The sequence below is a fragment of the Amycolatopsis cynarae genome, assembly GCF_026802195.1.
In the GTDB taxonomy this organism is placed as follows: Bacteria; Actinomycetota; Actinomycetes; order Mycobacteriales; family Pseudonocardiaceae; genus Amycolatopsis_E; species Amycolatopsis_E rhizosphaerae.
This window is the reverse complement of sequence record NZ_CP113836.1, coordinates 1438928-1459220: the sequence shown is the minus strand read 5'-3', so window position 1 is coordinate 1459220 and position 20293 is coordinate 1438928. Positions and strand designations below refer to the sequence as shown.

Here is a 20293-nt window from a genome sequence, read left to right as displayed (position 1 = left end):
CTGTCGGAAACCTGAGCATCCCCTGTACATCAGGAAAATCTGCAACAGATGCCGGTGAGCGTGGCGTTTTCCGGCCATGAAGCGCGCGACGGCCGGTCTGGCCGTGCTCACAGCGGTGATAACCGGGGCGGCGGTGATGGCCGTCTTCACGGTGACCAAGGAGTCCCGGGAGGTCGTCGGCGTCGCCGTCGTGACCACCTCCCCGACGGACACGACGGCGCCTCCGACGGTGCCCGCGACGACGCCCCCGACCGTCGCCCCGACGGAGACCCCCGCGGAAAGCGCTTCCACGCCCTCCTCACCGGACCCGAAGCCGGAGGAGGTGGCGAGGCTGGTCCAGCAGGCCGTCCAGCAGAAGGTCTCCAGCGCGAAGGTCGGCATGGAGGTCTACGACCGCCGGGACGGGAAGGTCCTGACCAGTCTCAATTCCGGCCAGTCCTTCGCCAGCATGTCGGTGGTCAAGCTGCTGATCGCGATCGACGTGCTCGCCCGCGGCCACTGGGCTCTCCCGGACAGCGCGACCCAGAACCAGATCACCCGGATGCTGTCCACCAGCGACGACGACCTGGCGAGCGCGCTGTGGGTCGACGGGGGCTTCGGCTCGATCGTCACGCGCGACGTGAAGCTGATGGGCCTGTCCGCCACGAAACCGCCGGACGACCCGGGACGGTGGGGTGACACGCAGATCACCGCGCAGGACATGGTCACCGTCTACCGCTACCTGATGGACCAGGTGCCGTCATCGGCACGAGACCTGCTGTACAACGCCCTGTATCACGCCAGCAGGACCGCCGCCGACGGCACCGACCAGTTCTTCGGCATCCCCGACGGCCTGCCGAGCACCACCTGGGCGATCAAGCAGGGCTGGGGCAGCAGCGGCTCCTCCGCCTGCTACAACACCACCGGGCTACTCGGGAAGGACTCCCGGTACGTGGTCATCGTGCTGACGTCGGCACCGGAGGCCTACTACCGCTCCCTCGACGACGCCCTCACCGCGGGCACCGCGCAACTGGCGTCCCTCGTCGCCGCCTGACTCACGCGAACGTTCCGGCGACCGCGGCGAGCTTGTCCAACCGCCGCAGCGTGTCCGCCTCGGACGCGGTAGGCAGCGCGAAGGTCACGCGTTCGGCCCCGGCCTCGGCGTAGGCCGCCACCAGTTCCGGCTCGGGCGGAAGCGAGGCGGCAGTGACCGGCAGCCCCGAATCCCCCAGCATCGCCATCTGTTCCGCGATCCGCCCGGGTTCGCCCAGCCCGTTGGGCAGCCAGCCGTCGCCGACGCGGACCGCCCTCGCGGCGGCCACCGCGCTGTTGCCACCCACATACACGGGCGGGACCCGGACCGGCTTCGGCCACTGGCGGACCGGACCGAAGTCGACGTGGGAGCCGTGGAACTCCGCTTCCTCCTCGGTCCAGAGCACCCGCAACGCCCGGATCCGCTCGTCCAGCAGGGCACCGCGGGTGCGCGGATCGGTGCCGTGGTTGCGCATCTCCTCGCGGTTCCAGCCGACGCCCACCCCGAAGATCACCCGGCCACCGGAGAGCAGGTCGAGGCTGGCCACGGACTTCGCGGTGTGGATGACGTCCCGCTGGATCAGCAGGCTGATCCCGGTGCCAAGGAGCAGGTCCGTGGTGGCCACCGCGGCGGCGGTCAGCGCGACGAACGGGTCGGCCGCGCGGTAGTAGGGCCTGGGCAGCTCACCCCCGAGCGGGTAGGGCGTCTCCCGCCGGACCGGGATGTGCGAGTGCTCGGCGACGAAGAGCGCGTCGAAACCCCGGTCCTCGATCGCCTTGGCCAGCGGTCCCGGCGCCATGCTCTCGTCGGTGACGAAGGTGGAGATCCCGATCTTCACCGGCCGCTCACCACCTTCGCCAGTTCGTCCAGGTGCGCCAGCGTCTCCGCCTCGCCCAGGGTGGGCAGGAGGAAGGTCACGCGGTCGGCTCCGGCCTCCGCGTAACCGTCGAGGAGGCGCTCGTCGGCGGAGGCCCCGAAGACGGTGAACGGCACGTCCGGCCGCCCCTGCCCGGCCAGCCAGGTCCGCACGCGGCGCAGCTCGGCCGGCTCGGTCCCGGCCCGGGGCAGCCAGGCGTCGCCATACTTCGCGAGCCGGTTCAACGCGGCCGGGCTCTCTCCGCCGACGTAGACGGGCGGGTGGGGGCGTTGCAGCGGCTTCGGCCACAGGTGGATCGGGTCGAAGTCGACATGTCTGCCGTGGAATTCGGCCTCGTCGCGGCTCCAGATCTCCTTCAGCGCCTGGATCTGCTCGTCCAGCAGGGCACCGCGGGTGCGCGGATCGGTGCCGTGGTTGCGCATCTCCTCGCGGTTCCAGCCGGCGCCAACGCCGAAGAGCACGCGGCCGCCGGAGACCAGGTCGAGGCTGGCGACCTCGTTGGCGGTGTGGATGACGTCCCGCTGGATGAGCAGGGCGACCCCGGTGGCCAGCAGCAGCCGCGACGTGGTGGCCGCGGCGGCGGTGAGCGCGACGAACGGGTCGAGCGTGCGGTAGTAGCGGCGTGGCAGCTCACCGCCGCCCGGATAGGGCGACTCGCGGCTCACCGGGATGTGGGAGTGTTCGGCCAGGAACAGCGAGTCGAAGCCGCGTTCCTCCAGTACCCGCCCCAGGACGTCCGGCCGGATGCTCTCGTCGGTGACGAAGGTGGCGATTCCGAACTTCATATGAGCGGCCAACTTCTCCCTCGGTCAGGCTATTCCCCCTGGCGGCCGTTGACACCCGGCCGGGTGCGGGGCAAAGATCGATCTCATCGACTGTTGAATTAGTTGGGGAGACACGGATGAGCACACCGGACGCACCGGGGATCGACTTCGACCAGGTCTACCAGGGCAAGCCCGTCGTGGGTGCCGCCGGGCTGGTGCCCTGGGACATCGGGGAGCCGCAGCCCGCGCTGGTCGAACTGGAACACGACGGCGAGATCCGCGGCGAGGTCCTCGACGTGGGCTGCGGCCTCGCCGAGAACGCCCTGTTCCTGGCCTCGCGCGGCTATCGGGTGACCGGGGTCGACTTCGCCCCCACCGCCGTCGAGCGCGCCCGCGAGCGAGCCCGGGCCCGGGGACTCACGGCGGAATTCACGGTGGGCGACGCCACCCGCCTCGACGGCTTCGACAACCAGTTCGACACCGTGCTCGACAGCGCCCTGTACCACTGCCTGAGCGACGAGCAGCAGCCCGGCTACGCCGCCGCACTCCACCGCGCCTGCCGTCCGGGCGCCACCCTGCACCTGTTCTGTCTCAGGGAACAGATGGTACTGCCGGGACCGCGCGCCATCGGCGAGGAGAACCTGCGCACGACCTTCGGCCGGGGCTGGCGGATCACGCGGCTGCGACCGGCCTCCTACACCACCGCCTTCACCCGTCAGGTGATGGAGGAGATCAGGGAAGCGCTTCCCGAACCACCGGATCCGGCCGCCCTCGACGAGATCCCCACCGACGACCGCGGGCGGTACCGCATGCCCGTCTGGCAACTGACCGCGACCCGGCTCCCCTAGGGCGTACATCAGAGTGGCTTGGGCAGCGGTGCGGGTGGCGGTGCAAGCCGACAGCGTGGCGGGCTGACGCCGCTTCAAGACGCGAAATCCGATTTGCACCCGCGGCCGCACCTTCGGGGGAAGAAGTGCGGCCGCGGGTCGGCAGGGCTCAGACGTTGCGGCGGTACTGGCCGCCCACCTCGAAGAACGCCTCGGTGATCTGGCCGAGCGAGCACACGCGGGCGGCCTCCATCAGCACGCCGAACAGGTTCTCGCCTCGCGTGGCCGCCTCACGCAGCTTGGCGAGCGCCTCCTCCGCATCCTGGCGGTGCCGCTGCTGGAAGTCCGCGAGCCTCGTCAGCTGCGACTGCTTCTCCTCCTCGGTCGCCCGCGCGAGCTCCACCTCGACCTCGTCGGCCTCGGGGTACGGGTTACGGAAGGTGTTGACGCCCACGATCGGCAGGGACCCGTCGTGCTTGCGCCGCTCGTACAGCATCGATTCGTCCTGGATCCTGCCGCGCTGGTACCCGGTCTCCATCGCGCCGAGCACGCCGCCGCGCTCCGAAATCCGGTCGAACTCGGTGAGCACGGCCTCCTCGACCAGATCGGTCAGTTCGTCGATGACGAACGAGCCCTGCAGCGGGTTTTCGTTGCCCGACAGGCCCCATTCCTTGTTGATGATCATCTGGATGGCCATCGCGCGGCGCACCGACTGCTCGGTGGGCGTGGTGATCGCCTCGTCGTAGGCATTGGTGTGCAACGAGTTCGCGTTGTCGTACAGCGCGCACAACGCCTGCAGCGTGGTCCGGATGTCGTTGAAGCTCATCTCCTGCGCGTGCAGCGAACGCCCGGAGGTCTGCACGTGGTACTTGAGCTTCTGCGAGCGCTCGTTCGCGCCGTAGCGGTCCCGCATCGTGACCGCCCAGATCCGCCGTGCCACGCGGCCCAGCACCGAGTACTCCGCGTCCATCCCGTTGGAGAAGAAGAACGACAGGTTCGGCGCGAAGTCGTCGATGTGCATGCCGCGCGCCAGATAGGACTCGACGTAGGTGAACCCGTTGGCCAGCGTGAACGCCAGCTGCGAAATCGGGTTCGCCCCGGCCTCGGCGATGTGGTAGCCCGAAATGGACACCGAGTAGAAGTTGCGCACCCCGTGCTCGATGAACCATTCCTGGATGTCGGCCATCATCCGCAGCGAGAACTCGGTGGAGAAGATGCAGGTGTTCTGCCCCTGGTCCTCCTTGAGGATGTCGGCCTGCACGGTGCCGCGCACCGTGCGCAGCGTCCATTCGCGAATCCCGGCGGCCTCTTCCGGCGTCGGCTCGCGGCCGTGCTCGGCACGGAAGGCGTCCAGCCGCTGGTCGATCGCCGTGTTGAGGAAGAACGCCAGGATCGTCGGCGCCGGCCCGTTGATCGTCATGGACACCGAGGTGGTCGGCGCGGTCAGGTCGAAACCTTCGTAGAGCGCCCTCATGTCCTCCAGCGTCGCGATCGACACCCCCGAGGTCCCGATCTTGCCGTAGATGTCGGGCCGGGTGTCGGGGTCGTGCCCGTAGAGCGTGACCGAGTCGAACGCGGTGGACAGCCGCTTGGCCTCCGACTCCGCCGAGAGGTACTTGAAACGGCGGTTGGTGCGGAACGCGTCGCCCTCGCCCGCGAACATCCGCGCCGGGTCCTCACCATCCCGTTTGAACGGGAAGACGCCCGCCGTGTAGGGGAAGTATCCGGGCAGGTTCTCACGGCGCAGGAAGGACAGCAGCTCGCCGGATTCGGTGTAGCGCGGCAGCGCCACCCTCGGCACCCGGTTGCCGGACAGGGTTTCCCGCCACAGCGAAGTGCGCAGCTCCTTGTCGCGCACCCGGAACACCAGTTCCTCACCGCGGTACTGCTCGGCGAGCTCGGCGTACTCCTCGAGCAGGCGCCGGGTTTCGGTGTCCACCCGGGACTCCGCCTCGTCGAGCAGCTCGCTGATGGCGGTGACGTCGGCGTCCGCGCGCTCGAGCGCGGCCTTCGCCGCGGCGAGCTGGTCGCGCTCGCGGACCGCCTCGGCCTGCTCCCGCGTGCGGGCGTGGTATCCACGCACCGCGTCGGCGATCTCCGACAGGTAGCGCACGCGGGAACCGGGGATGAGGGTGCCGGCGCCGGTGGAGGTCTTGCCGCGCACCGCGGGCAGGGTCCCGGGCGAGACCGGCAGCCCGCGCTCCGCCAGGTTGTCCCGCAGGTGCTGGTACAGCGCGGTGACACCGTCGTCGTTGAACTTCGCGGCGCTGGTGCCGAAGACCGGCATGTCCTCCGGGGAGGCGCCGAACGCCTCGCGGTTGCGCACCAGCTGACGCGCCACGTCGCGACGCGCGTCCTCGGCCCCGCGTCGCTCGAACTTGTTGATGGCCACCACGTCGGCGAAGTCGAGCATGTCGATCTTCTCCAGCTGCGAGGCCGCCCCGAACTCGGGAGTCATCACATACAGCGAGTAGTCGACGTGCTCCACGATCCCGGCGTCGCCCTGCCCGATGCCCGGGGTCTCCACGATCACCAGGTCGTAGCCCGCGGCCTTGCAGGCGAGGATCGCCTCGTCCAGGCCGTCCGGGATCTCGCCGCCGGTGGTGCGGGTGGCCAGGGAGCGGAAGTACACCGACGATCCGTCGAGACAGTTCATGCGGATCCGGTCGCCGAGCAGGGCACCCCCGCCGCGGCGCCGCGTCGGGTCGACCGCGAGCACCGCGATCCGCAGCTTGTCCTGCTGGTCGAGGCGGAACCGCCGGATCAGCTCGTCGGTGAGCGAGGACTTGCCGGAGCCGCCGGTGCCGGTGATGCCGAGGACCGGCACGGACCTGGTCTTCGACGCGTCGGCGATGGCCGACTTCCAGTCCTCGGGCAGCACGCCCGCCTGCAGCTGGGTGATGGCCCTGGCCAGCGCGGGGACGTCCCCGGACAGGAGCTGCTCCACCGAACCGGGTGAGTCCGCGGCGAGGTCCCGGTCGCACTCGCGGATCATCAGGTTGATCATCCCGGGCAGGCCCATGGCCATGCCGTCCTCGGGGGAGAAGATGCGCGCGACCCCCCGCGAGTGCAGCAGTTCGATCTCTTCGCGGACGATGACACCGCCGCCACCGCCGTAGACCCGGATGTGCCCGGCCCCGCGCTCGCGCAGCAGCTCGACGAGGTAGCTGAAGTACTCGACGTGACCGCCCTGGTAGGCACTGATCGCCACGCCCTGGACGTCCTCGGCGATCGCGGCCGTGGCGACCTCGTCCACCGACCGGTTGTGCCCCAGGTGCACCACCTCGGCACCCTGCGCCTGCAGGATCCGGCGCATGATGTTGATCGAGGCGTCGTGCCCGTCGAACAGGCTGGACGCGGTCACGAACCGGACCGGGTGCCGCGCCTGGTAGAGGGCCCCGCCGCGATCGGCGGGGCCCCCCGCCGCCGTCGCGCCGCCGTTGCCGGAAGAGCGCTCCGCGGGCACCTGAGGTGTCACCGCCTCGCGCTTGTGCAGTGGAGCGTTCATGGCTCCAAAATACTCGGACTTCCTACTGTTTTGAACCCGAGTATCGACGTGAGCGCAGCCACACCCGGTCAGCGGGTTCCGCTGGCCGCCCGCAACGAGATCCACTGCCGCATCGCGTACTCGACCAGCGTGATGAGCGTCTGCTTGGTCGACTCGCGGTCACGGGCGTCACAGCGCACGATCGGCACGCTCGGGTCGATCGCCAGCGCCTCACGCACGTCGTTGAGGTCGTGGTGCAGCATCCCGTCGAACGTGTTCACGCCGATGATGTACGGCAGCCTGCGGTCTTCGAAGAAGTCCACCGGCGCGAACGAGTCGGCCAGCCGCCGGGTGTCGGCGAGCACCACCGCGCCGATGGCACCCCGCACCAGGTCGTCCCACATGAACCAGAACCGCTGCTGACCCGGTGTACCGAACAGGTACAGGATCAGGTCGCGATCCAGCGACACCCGGCCGAAGTCCATGGCCACCGTGGTGGTGGCCTTGTTCGGCGTGGCATCGAGATTGTCGATACCCCGGCTGGCGTCGGTCATCATCGCTTCGGTAGTGAGCGGCACGATTTCCGACACCGACCCGACGAAGGTCGTCTTGCCCGCACCGAACCCACCGGCGACCACGATCTTGGCCGAGGTCATGGTCTGCGGCGCGGCCGGCCGCGGTGCCTTAAAGCCGACGGAGTCCACTCAACACCCTTTCCATCAACATGAAATGCGCCTCGGCGTTGTCCTTGCCGGACACGGTCTTGTGCACGGTGATCAAACCCGCATCCGCCGCATCACTGATCAGCACCCTGGCCACGCCGATCGGGACTCGCAGCAGTGCCGCGACCTCCGCGACCGAACGCGGTGTCCGACATTCTTCCATGATCGAGCGATGCTCGATCTGCACCACCTCGCCCGCGTCGACGCGGGCGGCGGCGGCGTTGTTCACGGAGATCAAAGTCTCCAGTTCGAGCGCGTAGTTCGCCCTCGTGCGCCCGCCGGTCAGGGCGTACGGGCGCACGACGGAGGCCGCGTCGTCGAAGAGCTCGGGTTCCGGCCGTTCCGGCAGCATCGGCCCGCTGTTGGACACCGCGGGCTCGAAGAACCCGGTTTCACGACCTGGCTCGGCGAAACCGGGCGGTCCGGGTGGCGGGGCGTACTCCGGCGAGGGCAGCATCCGGTCGTAGTCGACCGAACCGTACCCCACCGTGCCGTACTCACCAGTGGCGTACTCACCGGTGCCGTACTCACCGGTGGCGTACTCACCGGTGCCGTATCCACCACTGCCGTACCCCGCCGCACTGTACTCACCCGTGGCGTAGCCGGTCTGCGGGTGGTCCACCGCTTGCTCCGGCTGCGAGGCGGCCGAGGGCTCGGTTTCGGCCCCCTTGTCCCGCTTCCGTTTCCGGCGGCTGCGCCTCGAATCCAGTGTGAAGCCGTTGAGAACGTCCGCGAAGGTGGCGTCGTCCCCGTCTTCCGGCGGAGAGCCGCTCCCGGAATCCGTGCTCATCGCGGCATCATCCCACCGGTTCGCCGATCAGGGCACCCCCGGAGCCCTGCAGCTGGGCCCGCAGTTCGGGGGTGAGGATCTGGCCGACGCGGTCCACGAGCATGGTCATCTCGTAGGCGACCTGACCGATGTCGCAGTTCGGTGCGGCCAGCACGGCCAGGCAGGAACCGTCGCTGATGGACATCAGGACCATGATCCCCAGTTCCATCTCGACCACGGTCTCGTTGACCGCTCCGGCCTCGAAGCACCGCGCGGCGCCCTGAGTGAGGCTGATGATGCCGGAAGCCACCGCGGCGAGCTGGTCGGCCCGGTCCAGTGGCAGCCGGTTCGACGCGGTCAGCAGGAGGCCGTCGGCGGACACGACCACCGCGTGTGCCACACCCGGCACACGCTCGGCGAATTCATTGACCAGCCATCCGAACTGGTTCTGTTGGGGCTGCGGCGAGGTCATTCACCCTCCATGGTTTCGTGTTCGGAGTCGGCAGCCTGAGCAGTCTGGTGCCGTCCACGCCGGACACCCTGCTGGAAACTGTTCAGCCTACCGCGCACATCCTGCGGGTCACGCTGGGTTCGGGGCCCCGGCGCGCCCGGAGAAGACGCACTCCCTGGCAAGAGCTGCTCACCACGCCGGCGGCGTGGCAGGCCCGCCGGCGTAAATCCCGACGGGGCCGACTGCGACACCGCCTGTACGGTTCGCCAGCTGTCGTCGGTGGCGAACGACCACGACGACCCCGTGGCGGTAGCCGGATTCTCCGGCTCCCGCTCCACCGGCTCGTCCAGCTGCGGCTTCTGCCACAGGAAGGCCCCCGAGGATTCCGCGGGACCTTCCACCGGTGCGGACCGCTGCCGGTCCGCGAGCGGTTGCCGCTGCGGCAACGGGTTCTCCGCACCGGGCTGGTACTGCGGCACGGCCGTTTCGGCGACGGGTTCCCGCTGCGGCAGGGCGTTCTCGCCCAACGGCCGCGGCTGCCGCTGCGGCAACGGATTCTCGTTCACCGGCCGCGGTTGCCGCTGCGGTAGGGGGTTTTCGTTCACCGGGCGCGGCTGCCGCTGGGGCAGACCGTTCCCGGAGCCTGGGGTGCGCTGGGTCAGACCACCCTCGGCGGCCGGCTGGGCCGTCGGTTCTTCGGGGGCGCTCCAGCGCGGCATTCCGCTCGCGCCGCTGGGAGTGCGGCGGGGCAGACCGCCCGGGGCCGAAACCTCCTCGGCGGCTTCCCGCGGTGAGGTTCCGGGCAGGCCGGGCAGGCTCGGCAGGCCCGGCATACCGCTCGCCGGAACCGGCGTCCGCTGCGGCAGTCCACCCGGGACGGCGGGCTCCGTCCCGGTGGCCGCGCCCGGCGTGCGCCTGGGCAGGCCCGCCTGGGCGGCCTGGCTCTCGCCCGCGGTCTCGTGCGGGGGCGGGCTGCCCACCGAACCCGGCGTGCGCCGGGGCAGTCCACTCGCGACGGTGGACGCCTCGTCCACCGGCTCGCGCTGCGGCATACCCCCGGCCCGGGGGGTGCGGCGGGGCAGGCCACTGCCGGTGACCGGCGCCTGCTCCGCGGCCTGGACCTCGTCCCGGCCGCTGACGACCGCCTCGGTGATCTGCGGGATCGACGAGGTCTCCTCCGCCGCACTGACCGGCACGGGCCCACCGGCCGTCGCCTTCTGCGCGGTGGTGGCCGACTTGCCCTGCTCCTGCGCGGCATGCCTGCCGCGCTTCACTCCGCGCTGGAAACTGCTGAGCCTGCCCCGGACATCCGCCGGGTCCCGCACCGGGATCAGCGGCGCGGGGTCCTCTTCGGACTGGCCGGACGGCGCGGGGGCGCTCGGCGTGGCGCTGCCGGGCATCAGCTGCTTACCGCGGCGGCGCTGCGGCAGGCCGGCCTCGGTGTAGCTGGTGACCTCGCTCTTCGAGACCTCCTGGACGGTGCGCCAGCTCTCGTCGGCGGCGAACGCCCACGCCGAGGAGGATTCGGCGGCGCCGGAGTCCGCCCCGGAATCGCCGTCGGCCGCGGTCGCGGCGGAATCACCGGACTCGCCGGGCACCTTCGTGGACGCAACGGACTCGTCGGCCCGTTCCGCCTCATCCTTGGCGGATGGCGTTTCCGGGGCCGCGGGCGGCTTCTCGGCGCGGAACCACGCGGACAACGTCTCGTCGAAAATCGGCGTGAGCTCGGGCTCCTCCGGCGGCGGAGGAGGAGCGGGCTTCGGCTCCACCACGGCGGCCGTGCTCCACCATTCGGTCAGCGCACCGGCGTCGGTGTTGGCGGCGAACAGGTCCTTACCACCGGGCATTTCACTCGAGGCGGGCGCCGCCGGCCCGGCCGGGGCGGGCGGGAGGAGCGGCGACACCGCCGCACCGGACTCGTCGTCGGCCGGGACGGGGCTGAACAACGCGGTACCGGAGACCTCCAGGTCCGACGGCGGCCGCATGGGCAGCACCCCGGAGTGGCCGTTCTGCGACCAGGGGTTAGGCGCGGCCGCACCGTCGCCGAGGGTGCCGGAGGTGGTGCCCGCCAGGCTGGTCAGCGGGGCGGGCTTGCCGCTGCCGTTGACCGTGCGACGACGGGGCATCTCTTCGGTCGGGTAAGCCGGTTCGGGCCGCAGGACGGCGGTCTGCTCCGGCAGGCCCATGACGAGTTCGGCGGGCACCGTCACGGTCGCGCGGACACCGACGATGTCCTTGCCGCCGTGCAGTTCGACGCCGATGTGATGACGCCCGGCGAGGCGCCCGACCACGAACAGGCCCATCCGGCGGGAGGTCGCGAGATCGATGGTGCCGTTCTCGTGCAGACGAGCGTTGGCCTCGGCGACCTCGGACTCGTTCATGCCGATGCCCTTGTCGATGATGTCGATCAAGAGGCCGCGGTCGTCCGAAACCCGGGTCGACACGGTCACCTGGGTCTCCGGCGCGGAGAACGCGGTCGCGTTGTCCAGCAGCTCGGCGACCAGGCGCATCAGGTCGCTCGCCGCGTACCCGATGATGCGGGCGTCGGGCGGGGTCTGCACCACCACGCGCTGGTACTGCTCGATCTCCGAGGCCGCGGCGCGCAGCACGTCGGTGGTCGACACCGGCTGGCCCGACCGGCGTCCCGGCTCGGCCCCCGAGAGCACCATCAGGTTCTCGTTGTTGCGCCGCATCCGGGTGGCGAGGTGGTCGAGCTGGAACAGGGTGGCGAGCTGGTCGGCGTCCTCCTCGTCGCGCTCCAGCCGCTCGATCAGCTGCAGCTGACGCTGCACGAGGCTCTGGCTGCGGCGCGACAGGTTGATGAACACGCTGCTGTAGGCGGTCCGCATGCCGGCCTGTTCGATGGCCAGTCGCAGGGCCTGGCTGTGCACCTCGTCGAAGGCCTTGGCCACCTCGCCGATCTCGTCGGTGGTGCCGACCGCGACCGGCTGGACCGCGGCGCTCTGCTCCCGGCCCTCCTGGATGTTCTGCACCGCCTCGGGGAGCTGGCGGTCGGCGACGTCCAGTGCGCTCCTGCGCAGCATCCGCAGCGAGCGCAGCAGCTGGCGGGTGATCAGGAAGACCACCGCGGCCGTCACCACGAGCGCGCCGAACAGCAGCACGGCCAGCAGGCCCGCGTCGGTGCCGGAGGAGTCCACCAGCTCGCTCGAGACGCTACCGACCTCGTCGCCGATCCGGCCGCTGACCGCGCGGAGGCCGTTGACGACCGCGGTCGAGGAGCTGGCCCACTGGTCGGCCTGGATTCCGCTGAACGCGTTCCCGCCGGCGCCCTGCGCGGCGAGCACGCTGCTCGCCATGCGGCCGCGGTTGTCGAAGTCGGGACCGGTGACGGTCCGGTCGAAGTCCTGTTGCTGCGCGCCGGTGCCGAAGGCGCGGAAGGCCTCCAGCCGGTCGGCGAGCCGCACCTCGGCGGTGCGGAGCTGGTTGAGCAGGGTCGGGGTGAGGGAACCGCGCGAGATGCCGTAGGCCATCAGCACCTGCGAGGTGGACACCTCTTCCTTGGCGACCTGGAGGGCGTGCAGGGCGTTGGCCCTGTCGCTGACCGCGTCGTCGTTCATGCCCGCGACCAGCGAGGTGTCCAGGGTGAGCAGTGCGCTGGTCATCGCCGAGTAGGCGTCCAGCGCCTGGATCGAGTCGACCTGACCGGCCGCGATGTGCTGCCGCACCTCGCCGAGGCGGGCGAGCGCGTTGTTGCTCGCGCTGCCCGGCGCGGCGACGCTGTTGTCCAGCTGGGTCACGCGGTCGGTGTCGGTGTTGATCGGGGCGATCGCCTTGTCGACCGCGGCACGGGCGGCATCGAGCTCGGGCGTGCTGCCGACCGTGCCCTGGATGAGCAGCCGGGCGGTCTCGGTCCGCTCCCGCTGCAGCGCGTCGACCAGCGCCCGCACGTCCGCGCTGAGCGTGACGAGCCGGCCGATGCGTTCGTAGTTGTTGGACCGTGCGACCTGGTTGCCGATGGTGATCCCACCGAGCACCAGCGCGATCATGATCGGGACCAGCGTCACCGCGGCGAGCTTGACCGAAATGCTCCAGTCGCGCCACCGCGCGATACTGCCCCATTTCGACGGTGGTCGCGGTTGCTGACCGAGAAGCTGTCCCACAGGCACTTGGCCCTGTCCTGCATCGGTCACGAAAGTGACTCCCTGTCCGGCGTCGTGAGTGCGCGTCCGTGGCTTGCGCGCGCCGACCACCCGCGGGCGGCCGGGCGCTGCCCGGCGGTGCTCCGCATCGACCGCATGATTCTCCTCATCACGGGTGGAACGACTGCGATGTCCTGCTGTAAGTGCTCGGTCCCGGCCGACAGCACTGTCCACGATCTCGGCGACCCTGACGTCCGTGCATCATGCGGTGTGCAGCATGGCTGGGACAAGACCGGTTACCTTCGATCACAGTGCGTCAACGTGGCCAAGGAAGCGTACACCAATCGAGCGGATCTCGATCCAGCCAAAGAAAGCGCCTCCGACCTGCGGAAATACCGATGGCCGGGACGAGTTGGCGCGACGGTGCGGTGATCACGCCCGGGAAAGCGCCATGCCGGTTACCGCCGGACCGGGACCTGCCCGGCTCGCCTTCACCCACATAGCCCAGACCTGGGCGGGGCCGCCCGTCAAACACGTACGGACCGTACCCCCCGATTGGTGGCCACGGGAGAATAACGCCCGATCTCGTGTCTTTTCCGGGGCACCCCGCATAATGGTCGCTTCCCCACGGAATATCCGGCGCGGCCAGCGCTTTTCCATCATAGGGAGCGATCGGCCGGAGCACTGCCGGAGTAACGGAAAGTCCAGACCACCTCCGTTGTCAATTACGCAGCGTGACCCATCTGCCAAATGGCGGAGATATTTTGGGCCGTTTCGGGGATAACAACGGTTGAAGTCTCCCGGTTCGCTCACAGAGCGAACGGGCTGCTGAGAGCGTCATCCACCTGCGTGGTTAGCATGTGCGCCCCCAGGTTCGCTCAGTTCGCGGAGGTAGCCTTGCCGTACGTCGCCCAGACAACCGCGACGGGGAACGCCCGAGAAAGCGGTGGAAAACCGGCACTGTTCGAAGCCGGGGACAGTGACACCACCGCTCTCCGGAAGCCCCGTGGTCACGATTACGTCGCGATCCAGCGGAGCGAGGAGTTCACCCGGCTGCGGTCACGTTTCCGCCGCTTCGTCTTCCCCATGAGCGCGCTGTTCTTCGCCTGGTACCTGGTGTTCGTGCTGCTCGCGGCCTACGCGCACGACTTCATGAGCATCAAGGTGTACGGCGAGGTCAACGTGGGCATGGTGATGGGGCTGCTCCAGTTCGTCTCCACCGTGGCGATCTGCACCGGCTACCTGCGCTGGGCCAAGAAGCACATCGACCCGCAGGTGGCCCACGTGCGCGAGCAGGCAGGAGTCCGCTGAAAACCATGGCGACCGTCCTCGCGGCCGGCTCTACGGCCAGTTCCAGCCCCCTGCTCAACCTGGGCGTCTTCGCGGTCTTCGTCGCGATCACGCTGTACGTCGTGTACCGCGCCAGCACCGGCGGATCGTCCCAGTCCGACTACTACGCGGCGGGCAGCGCCTTCTCCGGGCGCCAGAACGGAATCGCGCTGTCCGGCGACTTCCTTTCCGCCGCTTCGTTCCTCGGCATCGCCGGTGCGATCGCCGTCAACGGCTACGACGGCTTCCTGTACTCGGTCGGCTTCCTCGTGGCGTGGCTGGTCGACCTGCTGCTGATCGCGGAGCTGCTCCGCAACACCGGCCGGTTCACCATGGGCGACGTGGTCGCCTACCGGATGCGGCAGCGGCCCGTCCGCGCGGCCGCGGCCACCTCCACGCTGGTCATCTCGCTGTTCTACATGCTCGCCCAGATGGCGGGCGCCGGTGCGCTGATCGCGCTGCTGCTCAACGTGCAGAGCCGGCTCGGGCAGGCCATCGTGATCGTGGTGGTCGGCCTGATCATGGTGCTCTACGTGCTGGTCGGCGGGATGAAGGGCACCACCTGGGTGCAGATCATCAAGGCGATCATGCTGCTGCTGACCGTGGTGCTGATGACGGTGTTCCTGTTCGGCAAGTTCGGCTTCAGCCTGTCCGGCCTGCTGTCGCAGGCCGCCTACCACAGCCCGTTCGGCGAACACGTGCTCCAGCCCGGTGTGCAGTACGGCAAGAGCGGGATCACCAAGCTCGACTTCGTCTCACTGGCACTGGCCTGCGTCCTCGGCATCTCCAGCCTGCCGCACGTGCTGATGCGCTTCTACACGGTGCCGAACTCCTACGAGGCCCGGCGCTCGGTGGCCTGGGCCCTGGCCTGCGTGACCGTCTTCTACCTGTGCACGCTGGTCATCGGGTTCGGCGCGACCGCGCTGGTCGGCAGCGACGAGATCAAGGCAGCGCCCGGCCACGAGAACTCGGCGGCGCCGCTGCTGGCCCTGCACATCGGCGGGACGGTGCTGCTGGGCATCGTGTCCGCGGTCGCCTTCGCCACCATCCTGGCCGTGGTCGCCGGGCTCACCATCACCGCGTCGGCCTCCTTCGCCCACGACGTGTACGCCAACATCTTCAAGCGCGGTCAAGCCGAACCCGAGGACGAGGTGCGGGTCGCCCGGCGCACGGCGTTGATCATCGGTGTGCTCGCCATCCTGGGCGGCATCTTCGCGAACGGGCAGAACGTGGCCTTCCTGGTCGCGCTGGCCCTGGCGGTGGCCGCGTCGGCGAACCTGTCGACGCTGCTCTACTCGCTGTTCTGGAAGCGGTTCAACACCAACGGCACGCTGTGGGCCATGTACGGCGGGCTGATCGCCTCGGTGGTGCTGGTGATCTTCTCGCCGGTGGTGTCCGGCGCGCCCGACTCGATCGTCAAGGGCGTGGACTTCCACTGGTTCCCGCTGACCAACCCCGGCCTGGTGTCGATCCCGTTCTCGTTCCTGTGCGGGTTCATCGGCACGTTCCTGGGCAAGGGCGAGGAGGACCCGGCCAAGCAGGCCGAAATGGAGGTCCGCGCGATGACCGGGATCGGTGGCTGACACGCTGGTGCCGTGACGCACCACCGGATCCATCGGTTCCTCACCGAACACGCACCCCCCACCCCCTGCCTGGTCGTCGATCCCGCGGTGGTGACCGCCCGGGTGCGGGAGTTCGCCGCCGAACTCCCGCACCACGGGCTGTACTACGCGGTCAAGGCGAACCCGCAACCGGCCGTGCTGCGCGCCGTGCTGGCCGCCGGGGGCCTTTTCGACGTGGCCAGCCCGGCGGAGATCACCGCCTGCCTCGAAGCGGGGGCCGCGCCGGAGAGCCTGTCCTACGGCAACCCGATCAAAAAGCCCGCGGACATCGCTTTCGCGTTCGAGCGGGGCGTGCGCATCTTCACCACCGACTCCGAAGCCGATCTGGAACACCTCGCGCGGTGCGCCCCGGGCTCCTCGGTCTCGGTGCGGCTTCGCGTGGACGGGCCTGCCTCGGCCACCCCGTTCGGCGCGAAGTTCGGCTGTTCCCCCGGCGAAGCGGTCGACCTGCTCCGCCGTGCGGCCGGACAGGGCCTCGACCCCGCCGGGCTGGCCTTCCACGTCGGCTCCCAGCAGACCGAGCCCGCGGCCTGGGACACCGCGATCGCCGCCTCCGCCAAGGTGTTCACCGAACTGGCCGGGCACGGGATCCGGCTCCGCAGGCTGAACGTGGGCGGCGGCTTCGGCATCGGATACCGCGCACCGGCCCCTCCCCTGTCCGCCTACGCCGCCACCATCCGGGCCGGCCTCCAGGCGCATTTCCCCGGCGGGGCACCGGAAATCGTGCTCGAGCCGGGGCGCGCGGTGGTGGCGGAAGCGGGCCTGATCAGGACCGAGGTGGTGCTGGTGGCCCAGCGCGGCGAGCACCGCTGGGTCTACCTCGACATCGGCCGGTACAACGGTCTCGCCGAAACGGAGAACGAGGCCATCCCCTACCGGTTCGAGCCGGTCGGTGGTCCCGGCGGTCCGGTGGGCCCGGTCATCCTGGCCGGTCCGACCTGCGACGGCGACGACGTGTTGTATCAGCGGACCCCCTACGAACTGCCGTTGGCCCTGCGTCCCGGTGACCAACTCGACATCCTCGATACCGGCGCTTACACCACCAGTTACTCTTCGGTGTCCTTCAACGGAATCGAACCTCTCCGGACCTACTGCCTTGACTGAAATCGGTACTTTCTCCGGCCGCCACGTGCTGGCCGAATTCGACGGCATCGACGCGCGCCTGCTCGACGACGCCGCCTTCCTGCAGGAAACCCTGCGTTCCGTGGTGACCGAAGCCGGCGCCACCGTGTGCCAGGTGGTGACACACCGGTTCGAGCCGCACGGGGTGACCACCCTGGCGCTGCTGGCCGAGTCCCATGCGTCGCTGCACACCTACCCCGAGCTCGGCACCGCCTTCGCCGACGTGTTCACCTGCGGTGAGCGCGCCGATCCCGAGCTGGCGGTGCGCCTGCTCGCGGAGGCCCTCAAGGCCGGCGGAGTCCGCAGCAGCACCACCACCCGCGGCCGCGGGAACCGCCGGGTCAGCGAACCGGTCGGGACCGGGCTGACCCGTTCCTGGGACGTCTCGGAGGTGATCCTCGAGACGCGCACCGACTTCCAGAACCTGCTCATCGGCCGGACCGCGCAAGGAGTTTCGCTGTTCTGCGACGGCGAACGGCAGAGCACCGAGGCCACCCAGCTCACCTATCACGAGGCGCTGATGGTCCCGGCGATGCTGCTGGCCGACCGGATCCGGCGCGTGCTGATCATCGGCTCGAGCGAGGGCGTGGCCAGCCAGCTGGCGGTGGCCGCGGGCGCCGAGGTGGTCGACCACGTCGACATCGACCGCGTCACCGTGCGGGCCTGTGCGGAAAACCTCCCCTACGGCTACACGCCGGAAGAACTGGCGGCGGCCGAACGGGGCGAGGGCCCGGTGCGCGTGCACTACCGGGACGGCTGGGAGTTCCTCGCGCAGGCCGAACCCGGTTACGACGTCGTGGTGATCGACCTGCCGGACGAGAACGACGACCCCGAAGCGCAGCACAACCGCCTGTACGGCACGGAATTCCTGCAGCGGTGCGCCGGTCTGCTGGCCCCGGGCGGAGTGGTTTCCTGCCAGGCGGGCTGCCCGACGATGTGGCGCAACGACACGCTCATCACCGCGTGGCGGCGCTTCAAGGAGGCCTTCGGCACCGTCCTGTACTACGGGTCGGACGAGCACGAATGGGCGTTCCTGTCCGCGCGGGCCGACGACGCGAAACCGGACCTCGCGGCGAAGCTCACCGCCCTGCCCTACCGTCCGGAGACCATCGACGCCGACGCGCTGCGCGGCAACACGGTGCCGCCGCGGCTGGTCAGAGCTTCCGGCCTGCCTGGACGTGGTGCGTGACCTTGCGCTCCGCCACGAACGACAGGAACGGGATCGTCCCGGCGAGCAGTACCAGCACGGTGCCCTTGATCGACCAGCGCGCCTTGAGCGCGAGGTCGACCGCCAGCACCAGGTACACCATGTAGAAGAGTCCGTGCGTGACGCCGGCCCACCGCATCATCCCCGGTGAGTCGGCGGCGTACTTCAGGATGAACGCGGCGGTCAGGCACAGCAGGGCGACACCGGTGGTGTAGGCCAGGACCCGGTAGCGCAGCAGCGGTCCCCGAAGGCGCAGCGACGGTGCGGCGACCTTCGCGGAACCGTCGCGTTCTTCCGTGCTCACCATGTGTGTTGCCTTTCTAAGAAGTTGTTTCGAAGCGGCGGAGCCGCTTGTGGTGGGCTGTCAGCTTGCACCGCCGCGGGTTCTGAGGCGGTTCCTCGCGAGGAAAGCTCCGACGTGGTGAATTGGCATTCATGAGGAGGAGATCCCGGAGTGAGGGACCGCCTCAGGTTCCGCCACCCGCACCGCCACGCAAATCACCTCGAAACAGCATCTAGCTTTCCTGTTGGGCTCGCGCGTTCAGCTCGGCGAGATAGCGGTTGTAGGCGGCCAGTTCCTCGTCCTCTTCCTCGGGGACGGCGGGGACGGGCCGCACCGGCCGGGGCGCGGGGACCGTGGCGACCGGCTTCCCGTCCGGTTCGGCACGGTTGCCCGGGTTCTCCCCGGCGTCTTTCGCGGCGTCCTCTGCCGCGGCCTCGCGGCGCAGGCGGCGGATCCGCCACACGAGGAACAGCGGGAACAGGCCGAACAGCGGCCACTGCAGGACGTAACCGAGGTTCTGGAAGGTGCCGCTGGCCGACTCGAAGCGGTCCCACTGCCACCAGGCGAGCCCGACCGACCCGAGAAGGCTGATCAGGCACAGCACACCGATCAACAGGCGGCGTGGCGTGAGGAACCCGGCTGGCACGCCTTCGACGCTAGCACTCCCGTGTTCAGGACATCCGGACCACCTGGGCCGCCTTGGCGTAGGAATCGGCGAGCCCGAACACCTTCTGTGCGTAGTCCACGGAGTTGTTGTAGGACAGGATCCCCTGCCACCAGCCCTGCGGACTGGCCATATCGCGGCCCCCCGCACACAGGTACTTCGCCGCCGCGAGCGCCGCGGCGTCGATCTGCTGCGGGTCGTAGCCGCCACCCCACCGCGCCCAGGTGCTGGGGATGAACTGCATGGGACCGACCGCCCGGTCGTAATACGGGTCACCGTCGAAGCGGCCGTGATCGGTGTCACCGATCGCCCTGACCCCGGGCGTGCCGTCGAGCGGGACGCCGATGATGGGTTTCGAGGGGTAGCCGTTGGCCTGCAGCACGGCCCCGCCGTACTGCCCGTGGTTGGACTCGATGCGGCCGATCCCGGCCAGGGTGGCCCAGGAGATCCGGCACGAGGGCTGGCTGGCCCGTAACACCAGTTCGGCGTTGCCGTAGCCGATCAGGGCGCGGACCGGGATGCCGGTGACGTCGGACACCTTGTCGGCCCACAGCGACAGGAGATCCTTGCCCTGCCGCTTCCCTTGCTGTTGCTGCTGCTGTTGTTGCGGCTGGGACTGCTGCCCGGTGACGATCTGGGCCCCGTTGACCGTCGCGTCGACGGGGGCGGTCGAGCCGGGGGCCACGTCGGCGGCCTTGACCTGCAGTGCCGGGATTTCGGTGGTGGTCGGGCTCGCCTGGGGGCTGCCCGCCCGGCTGGTGGCCCAGATCCCGCCGCCCGCCACGGTCAGCACCGCGAGCACGATGCCGACCCTGCCGAGTACCGCCAGTCCGGCCCGCCCACGGGCCGGACGGCCGCCGTCCGCCGGAGCAGCCGGGGTTTCCGCCGCCGGTTCCGCGGCGGATCCGGATTCCGGTTCCACCCGGGGTTCCGGTTCGGGTTCTGGTTCCGGTCCGGGCCCGGCCGCCGCCTCCACCGCGGCCGGGAGCATGTCGGCAACCTCCTGCTCGGCCTGCTCACTGCCCAAGATTCAGCCCCTCCGGCGACGCGCCCCTGC

Annotated in this window: 16 protein-coding genes and 1 pseudogene; 7 read left to right on the top strand and 10 right to left on the bottom strand. The window is 69.8% G+C overall.

Annotated elements, in window-relative coordinates:
- Positions 1-76: 76 nt before the first annotated feature.
- Positions 77-1033, top strand: coding sequence for a serine hydrolase (locus tag ORV05_RS07160; RefSeq protein ID WP_268757651.1), 957 nt, complete (start codon positions 77-79; stop codon positions 1031-1033).
- Between the two features lies 1 nt (position 1034).
- Here the strand turns inward: ORV05_RS07160 and ORV05_RS07155 are convergent, their stop codons facing one another.
- Complete coding sequence (locus ORV05_RS07155; RefSeq protein WP_268757650.1) at positions 1035-1850, bottom strand: LLM class F420-dependent oxidoreductase; 816 nt, start codon at positions 1848-1850, stop codon at positions 1035-1037.
- Positions 1847-2674 (bottom strand): LLM class F420-dependent oxidoreductase, encoded by an 828-nt coding sequence (locus ORV05_RS07150; protein WP_268757649.1) that lies wholly within the window; start codon positions 2672-2674, stop codon positions 1847-1849. The genes ORV05_RS07155 and ORV05_RS07150 overlap by 4 nt, the downstream gene beginning before the upstream one ends.
- Positions 2675-2790: 116 nt before the next feature.
- Here ORV05_RS07150 and ORV05_RS07145 point away from each other — a divergent pair, with 116 nt between their 5' ends.
- Positions 2791-3501: a class I SAM-dependent methyltransferase gene (locus ORV05_RS07145; protein WP_268757648.1), complete on the top strand. Its 711-nt coding sequence runs from the start codon at positions 2791-2793 to the stop codon at positions 3499-3501.
- 148 nt (positions 3502-3649) lie between these two features.
- On the opposite strand, the gene icmF is transcribed toward ORV05_RS07145, so the two are convergent.
- The 5 genes from icmF to ORV05_RS07120 form a co-directional block, all read right to left on the bottom strand.
- Positions 3650-6988 carry a fused isobutyryl-CoA mutase/GTPase IcmF gene (gene icmF / locus ORV05_RS07140; RefSeq protein ID WP_268757647.1) on the bottom strand — a complete coding sequence of 1113 codons (3339 nt, stop codon included), beginning with the start codon at positions 6986-6988 and terminating at the stop codon, positions 3650-3652.
- Between the two features lie 68 nt (positions 6989-7056).
- Positions 7057-7671: a GTP-binding protein gene (locus tag ORV05_RS07135; RefSeq protein ID WP_144590688.1), complete on the bottom strand. Its 615-nt coding sequence runs from the start codon at positions 7669-7671 to the stop codon at positions 7057-7059.
- Complete coding sequence (locus ORV05_RS07130; protein ID WP_268757646.1) at positions 7652-8479, bottom strand: DUF742 domain-containing protein; 828 nt, start codon at positions 8477-8479, stop codon at positions 7652-7654. Before ORV05_RS07130 ends, ORV05_RS07135 begins: the two co-directional genes overlap by 20 nt.
- 7 nt (positions 8480-8486) lie before the next feature.
- Complete coding sequence (locus ORV05_RS07125; protein WP_144590690.1) at positions 8487-8930, bottom strand: roadblock/LC7 domain-containing protein; 444 nt, start codon at positions 8928-8930, stop codon at positions 8487-8489.
- Positions 8927-13060, bottom strand: a complete 4134-nt coding sequence (locus tag ORV05_RS07120) for a sensor histidine kinase (RefSeq protein WP_268757644.1) — start codon at positions 13058-13060, stop codon at positions 8927-8929. The genes ORV05_RS07125 and ORV05_RS07120 overlap by 4 nt, the downstream gene beginning before the upstream one ends.
- A gap of 846 nt (positions 13061-13906) precedes the next feature.
- Between ORV05_RS07120 and ORV05_RS07115 the strand changes: the two genes are divergently transcribed.
- The 5 genes and pseudogenes from ORV05_RS07115 to ORV05_RS07095 all read left to right on the top strand — a co-directional run bounded on the left by ORV05_RS07115 (position 13907) and on the right by ORV05_RS07095 (position 18271).
- Positions 13907-14320, top strand: a complete 414-nt coding sequence (locus ORV05_RS07115; protein WP_268757643.1) for a DUF485 domain-containing protein — start codon at positions 13907-13909, stop codon at positions 14318-14320.
- 5 nt (positions 14321-14325) lie between these two features.
- Positions 14326-15921 (top strand): solute symporter family protein, encoded by a 1596-nt coding sequence (locus tag ORV05_RS07110; protein ID WP_268757642.1) that lies wholly within the window; start codon positions 14326-14328, stop codon positions 15919-15921.
- Between the two features lie 12 nt (positions 15922-15933).
- The gene (locus ORV05_RS07105; RefSeq protein WP_268757641.1) at positions 15934-17064 is read left to right on the top strand and encodes a type III PLP-dependent enzyme; all 1131 of its coding nucleotides are present in this window, start codon (positions 15934-15936) and stop codon (positions 17062-17064) included.
- Positions 16964-17347, top strand: a pseudogene (gene speD, locus ORV05_RS07100) (adenosylmethionine decarboxylase); the annotation flags it as partial. The gene ORV05_RS07105 and the pseudogene speD, both read left to right, overlap by 101 nt.
- Positions 17348-17446: 99 nt before the next feature.
- Complete coding sequence (locus ORV05_RS07095) at positions 17447-18271, top strand: spermidine synthase (RefSeq protein WP_268759727.1); 825 nt, start codon at positions 17447-17449, stop codon at positions 18269-18271.
- Here ORV05_RS07095 and ORV05_RS07090 read toward each other — a convergent pair.
- From ORV05_RS07090 to ORV05_RS07080, 3 genes are all read right to left on the bottom strand, one after another.
- Positions 18237-18596, bottom strand: coding sequence for a DUF3817 domain-containing protein (locus ORV05_RS07090; protein ID WP_268757639.1), 360 nt, complete (start codon positions 18594-18596; stop codon positions 18237-18239). The genes ORV05_RS07095 and ORV05_RS07090 overlap by 35 nt on opposite strands.
- A 208-nt stretch (positions 18597-18804) precedes the next feature.
- The gene (locus tag ORV05_RS07085; RefSeq protein WP_268757638.1) at positions 18805-19218 is read right to left on the bottom strand and encodes a hypothetical protein; all 414 of its coding nucleotides are present in this window, start codon (positions 19216-19218) and stop codon (positions 18805-18807) included.
- Positions 19219-19243: 25 nt separating this feature from the next.
- Entirely contained in the window at positions 19244-20158 is a 915-nt protein-coding gene (locus ORV05_RS07080; RefSeq protein WP_407652775.1) for a lysozyme family protein, read from the bottom strand.
- Positions 20159-20293: the final 135 nt, after the last annotated feature.

Excerpts from the sequence above, each read along its gene's own strand:
- ORV05_RS07090 (WP_268757639.1), bottom strand. The coding sequence starts at position 18,596 with ATGGTGAGCACGGAAGAACGCGACGGTTCCGCGAAGGTCGCCGCACCG.
- ORV05_RS07150 (WP_268757649.1), bottom strand. The coding sequence starts at position 2,674 with ATGAAGTTCGGAATCGCCACCTTCGTCACCGACGAGAGCATCCGGCCG.
- ORV05_RS07110 (WP_268757642.1), top strand. The coding sequence starts at position 14,326 with ATGGCGACCGTCCTCGCGGCCGGCTCTACGGCCAGTTCCAGCCCCCTG.
- ORV05_RS07130 (WP_268757646.1), bottom strand. The coding sequence starts at position 8,479 with ATGAGCACGGATTCCGGGAGCGGCTCTCCGCCGGAAGACGGGGACGAC.
- ORV05_RS07160 (WP_268757651.1), top strand. The coding sequence starts at position 77 with ATGAAGCGCGCGACGGCCGGTCTGGCCGTGCTCACAGCGGTGATAACC.
- ORV05_RS07125 (WP_144590690.1), bottom strand. The coding sequence starts at position 8,930 with ATGACCTCGCCGCAGCCCCAACAGAACCAGTTCGGATGGCTGGTCAAT.
- ORV05_RS07145 (WP_268757648.1), top strand. The coding sequence starts at position 2,791 with ATGAGCACACCGGACGCACCGGGGATCGACTTCGACCAGGTCTACCAG.
- icmF (WP_268757647.1), bottom strand. The coding sequence starts at position 6,988 with ATGAACGCTCCACTGCACAAGCGCGAGGCGGTGACACCTCAGGTGCCC.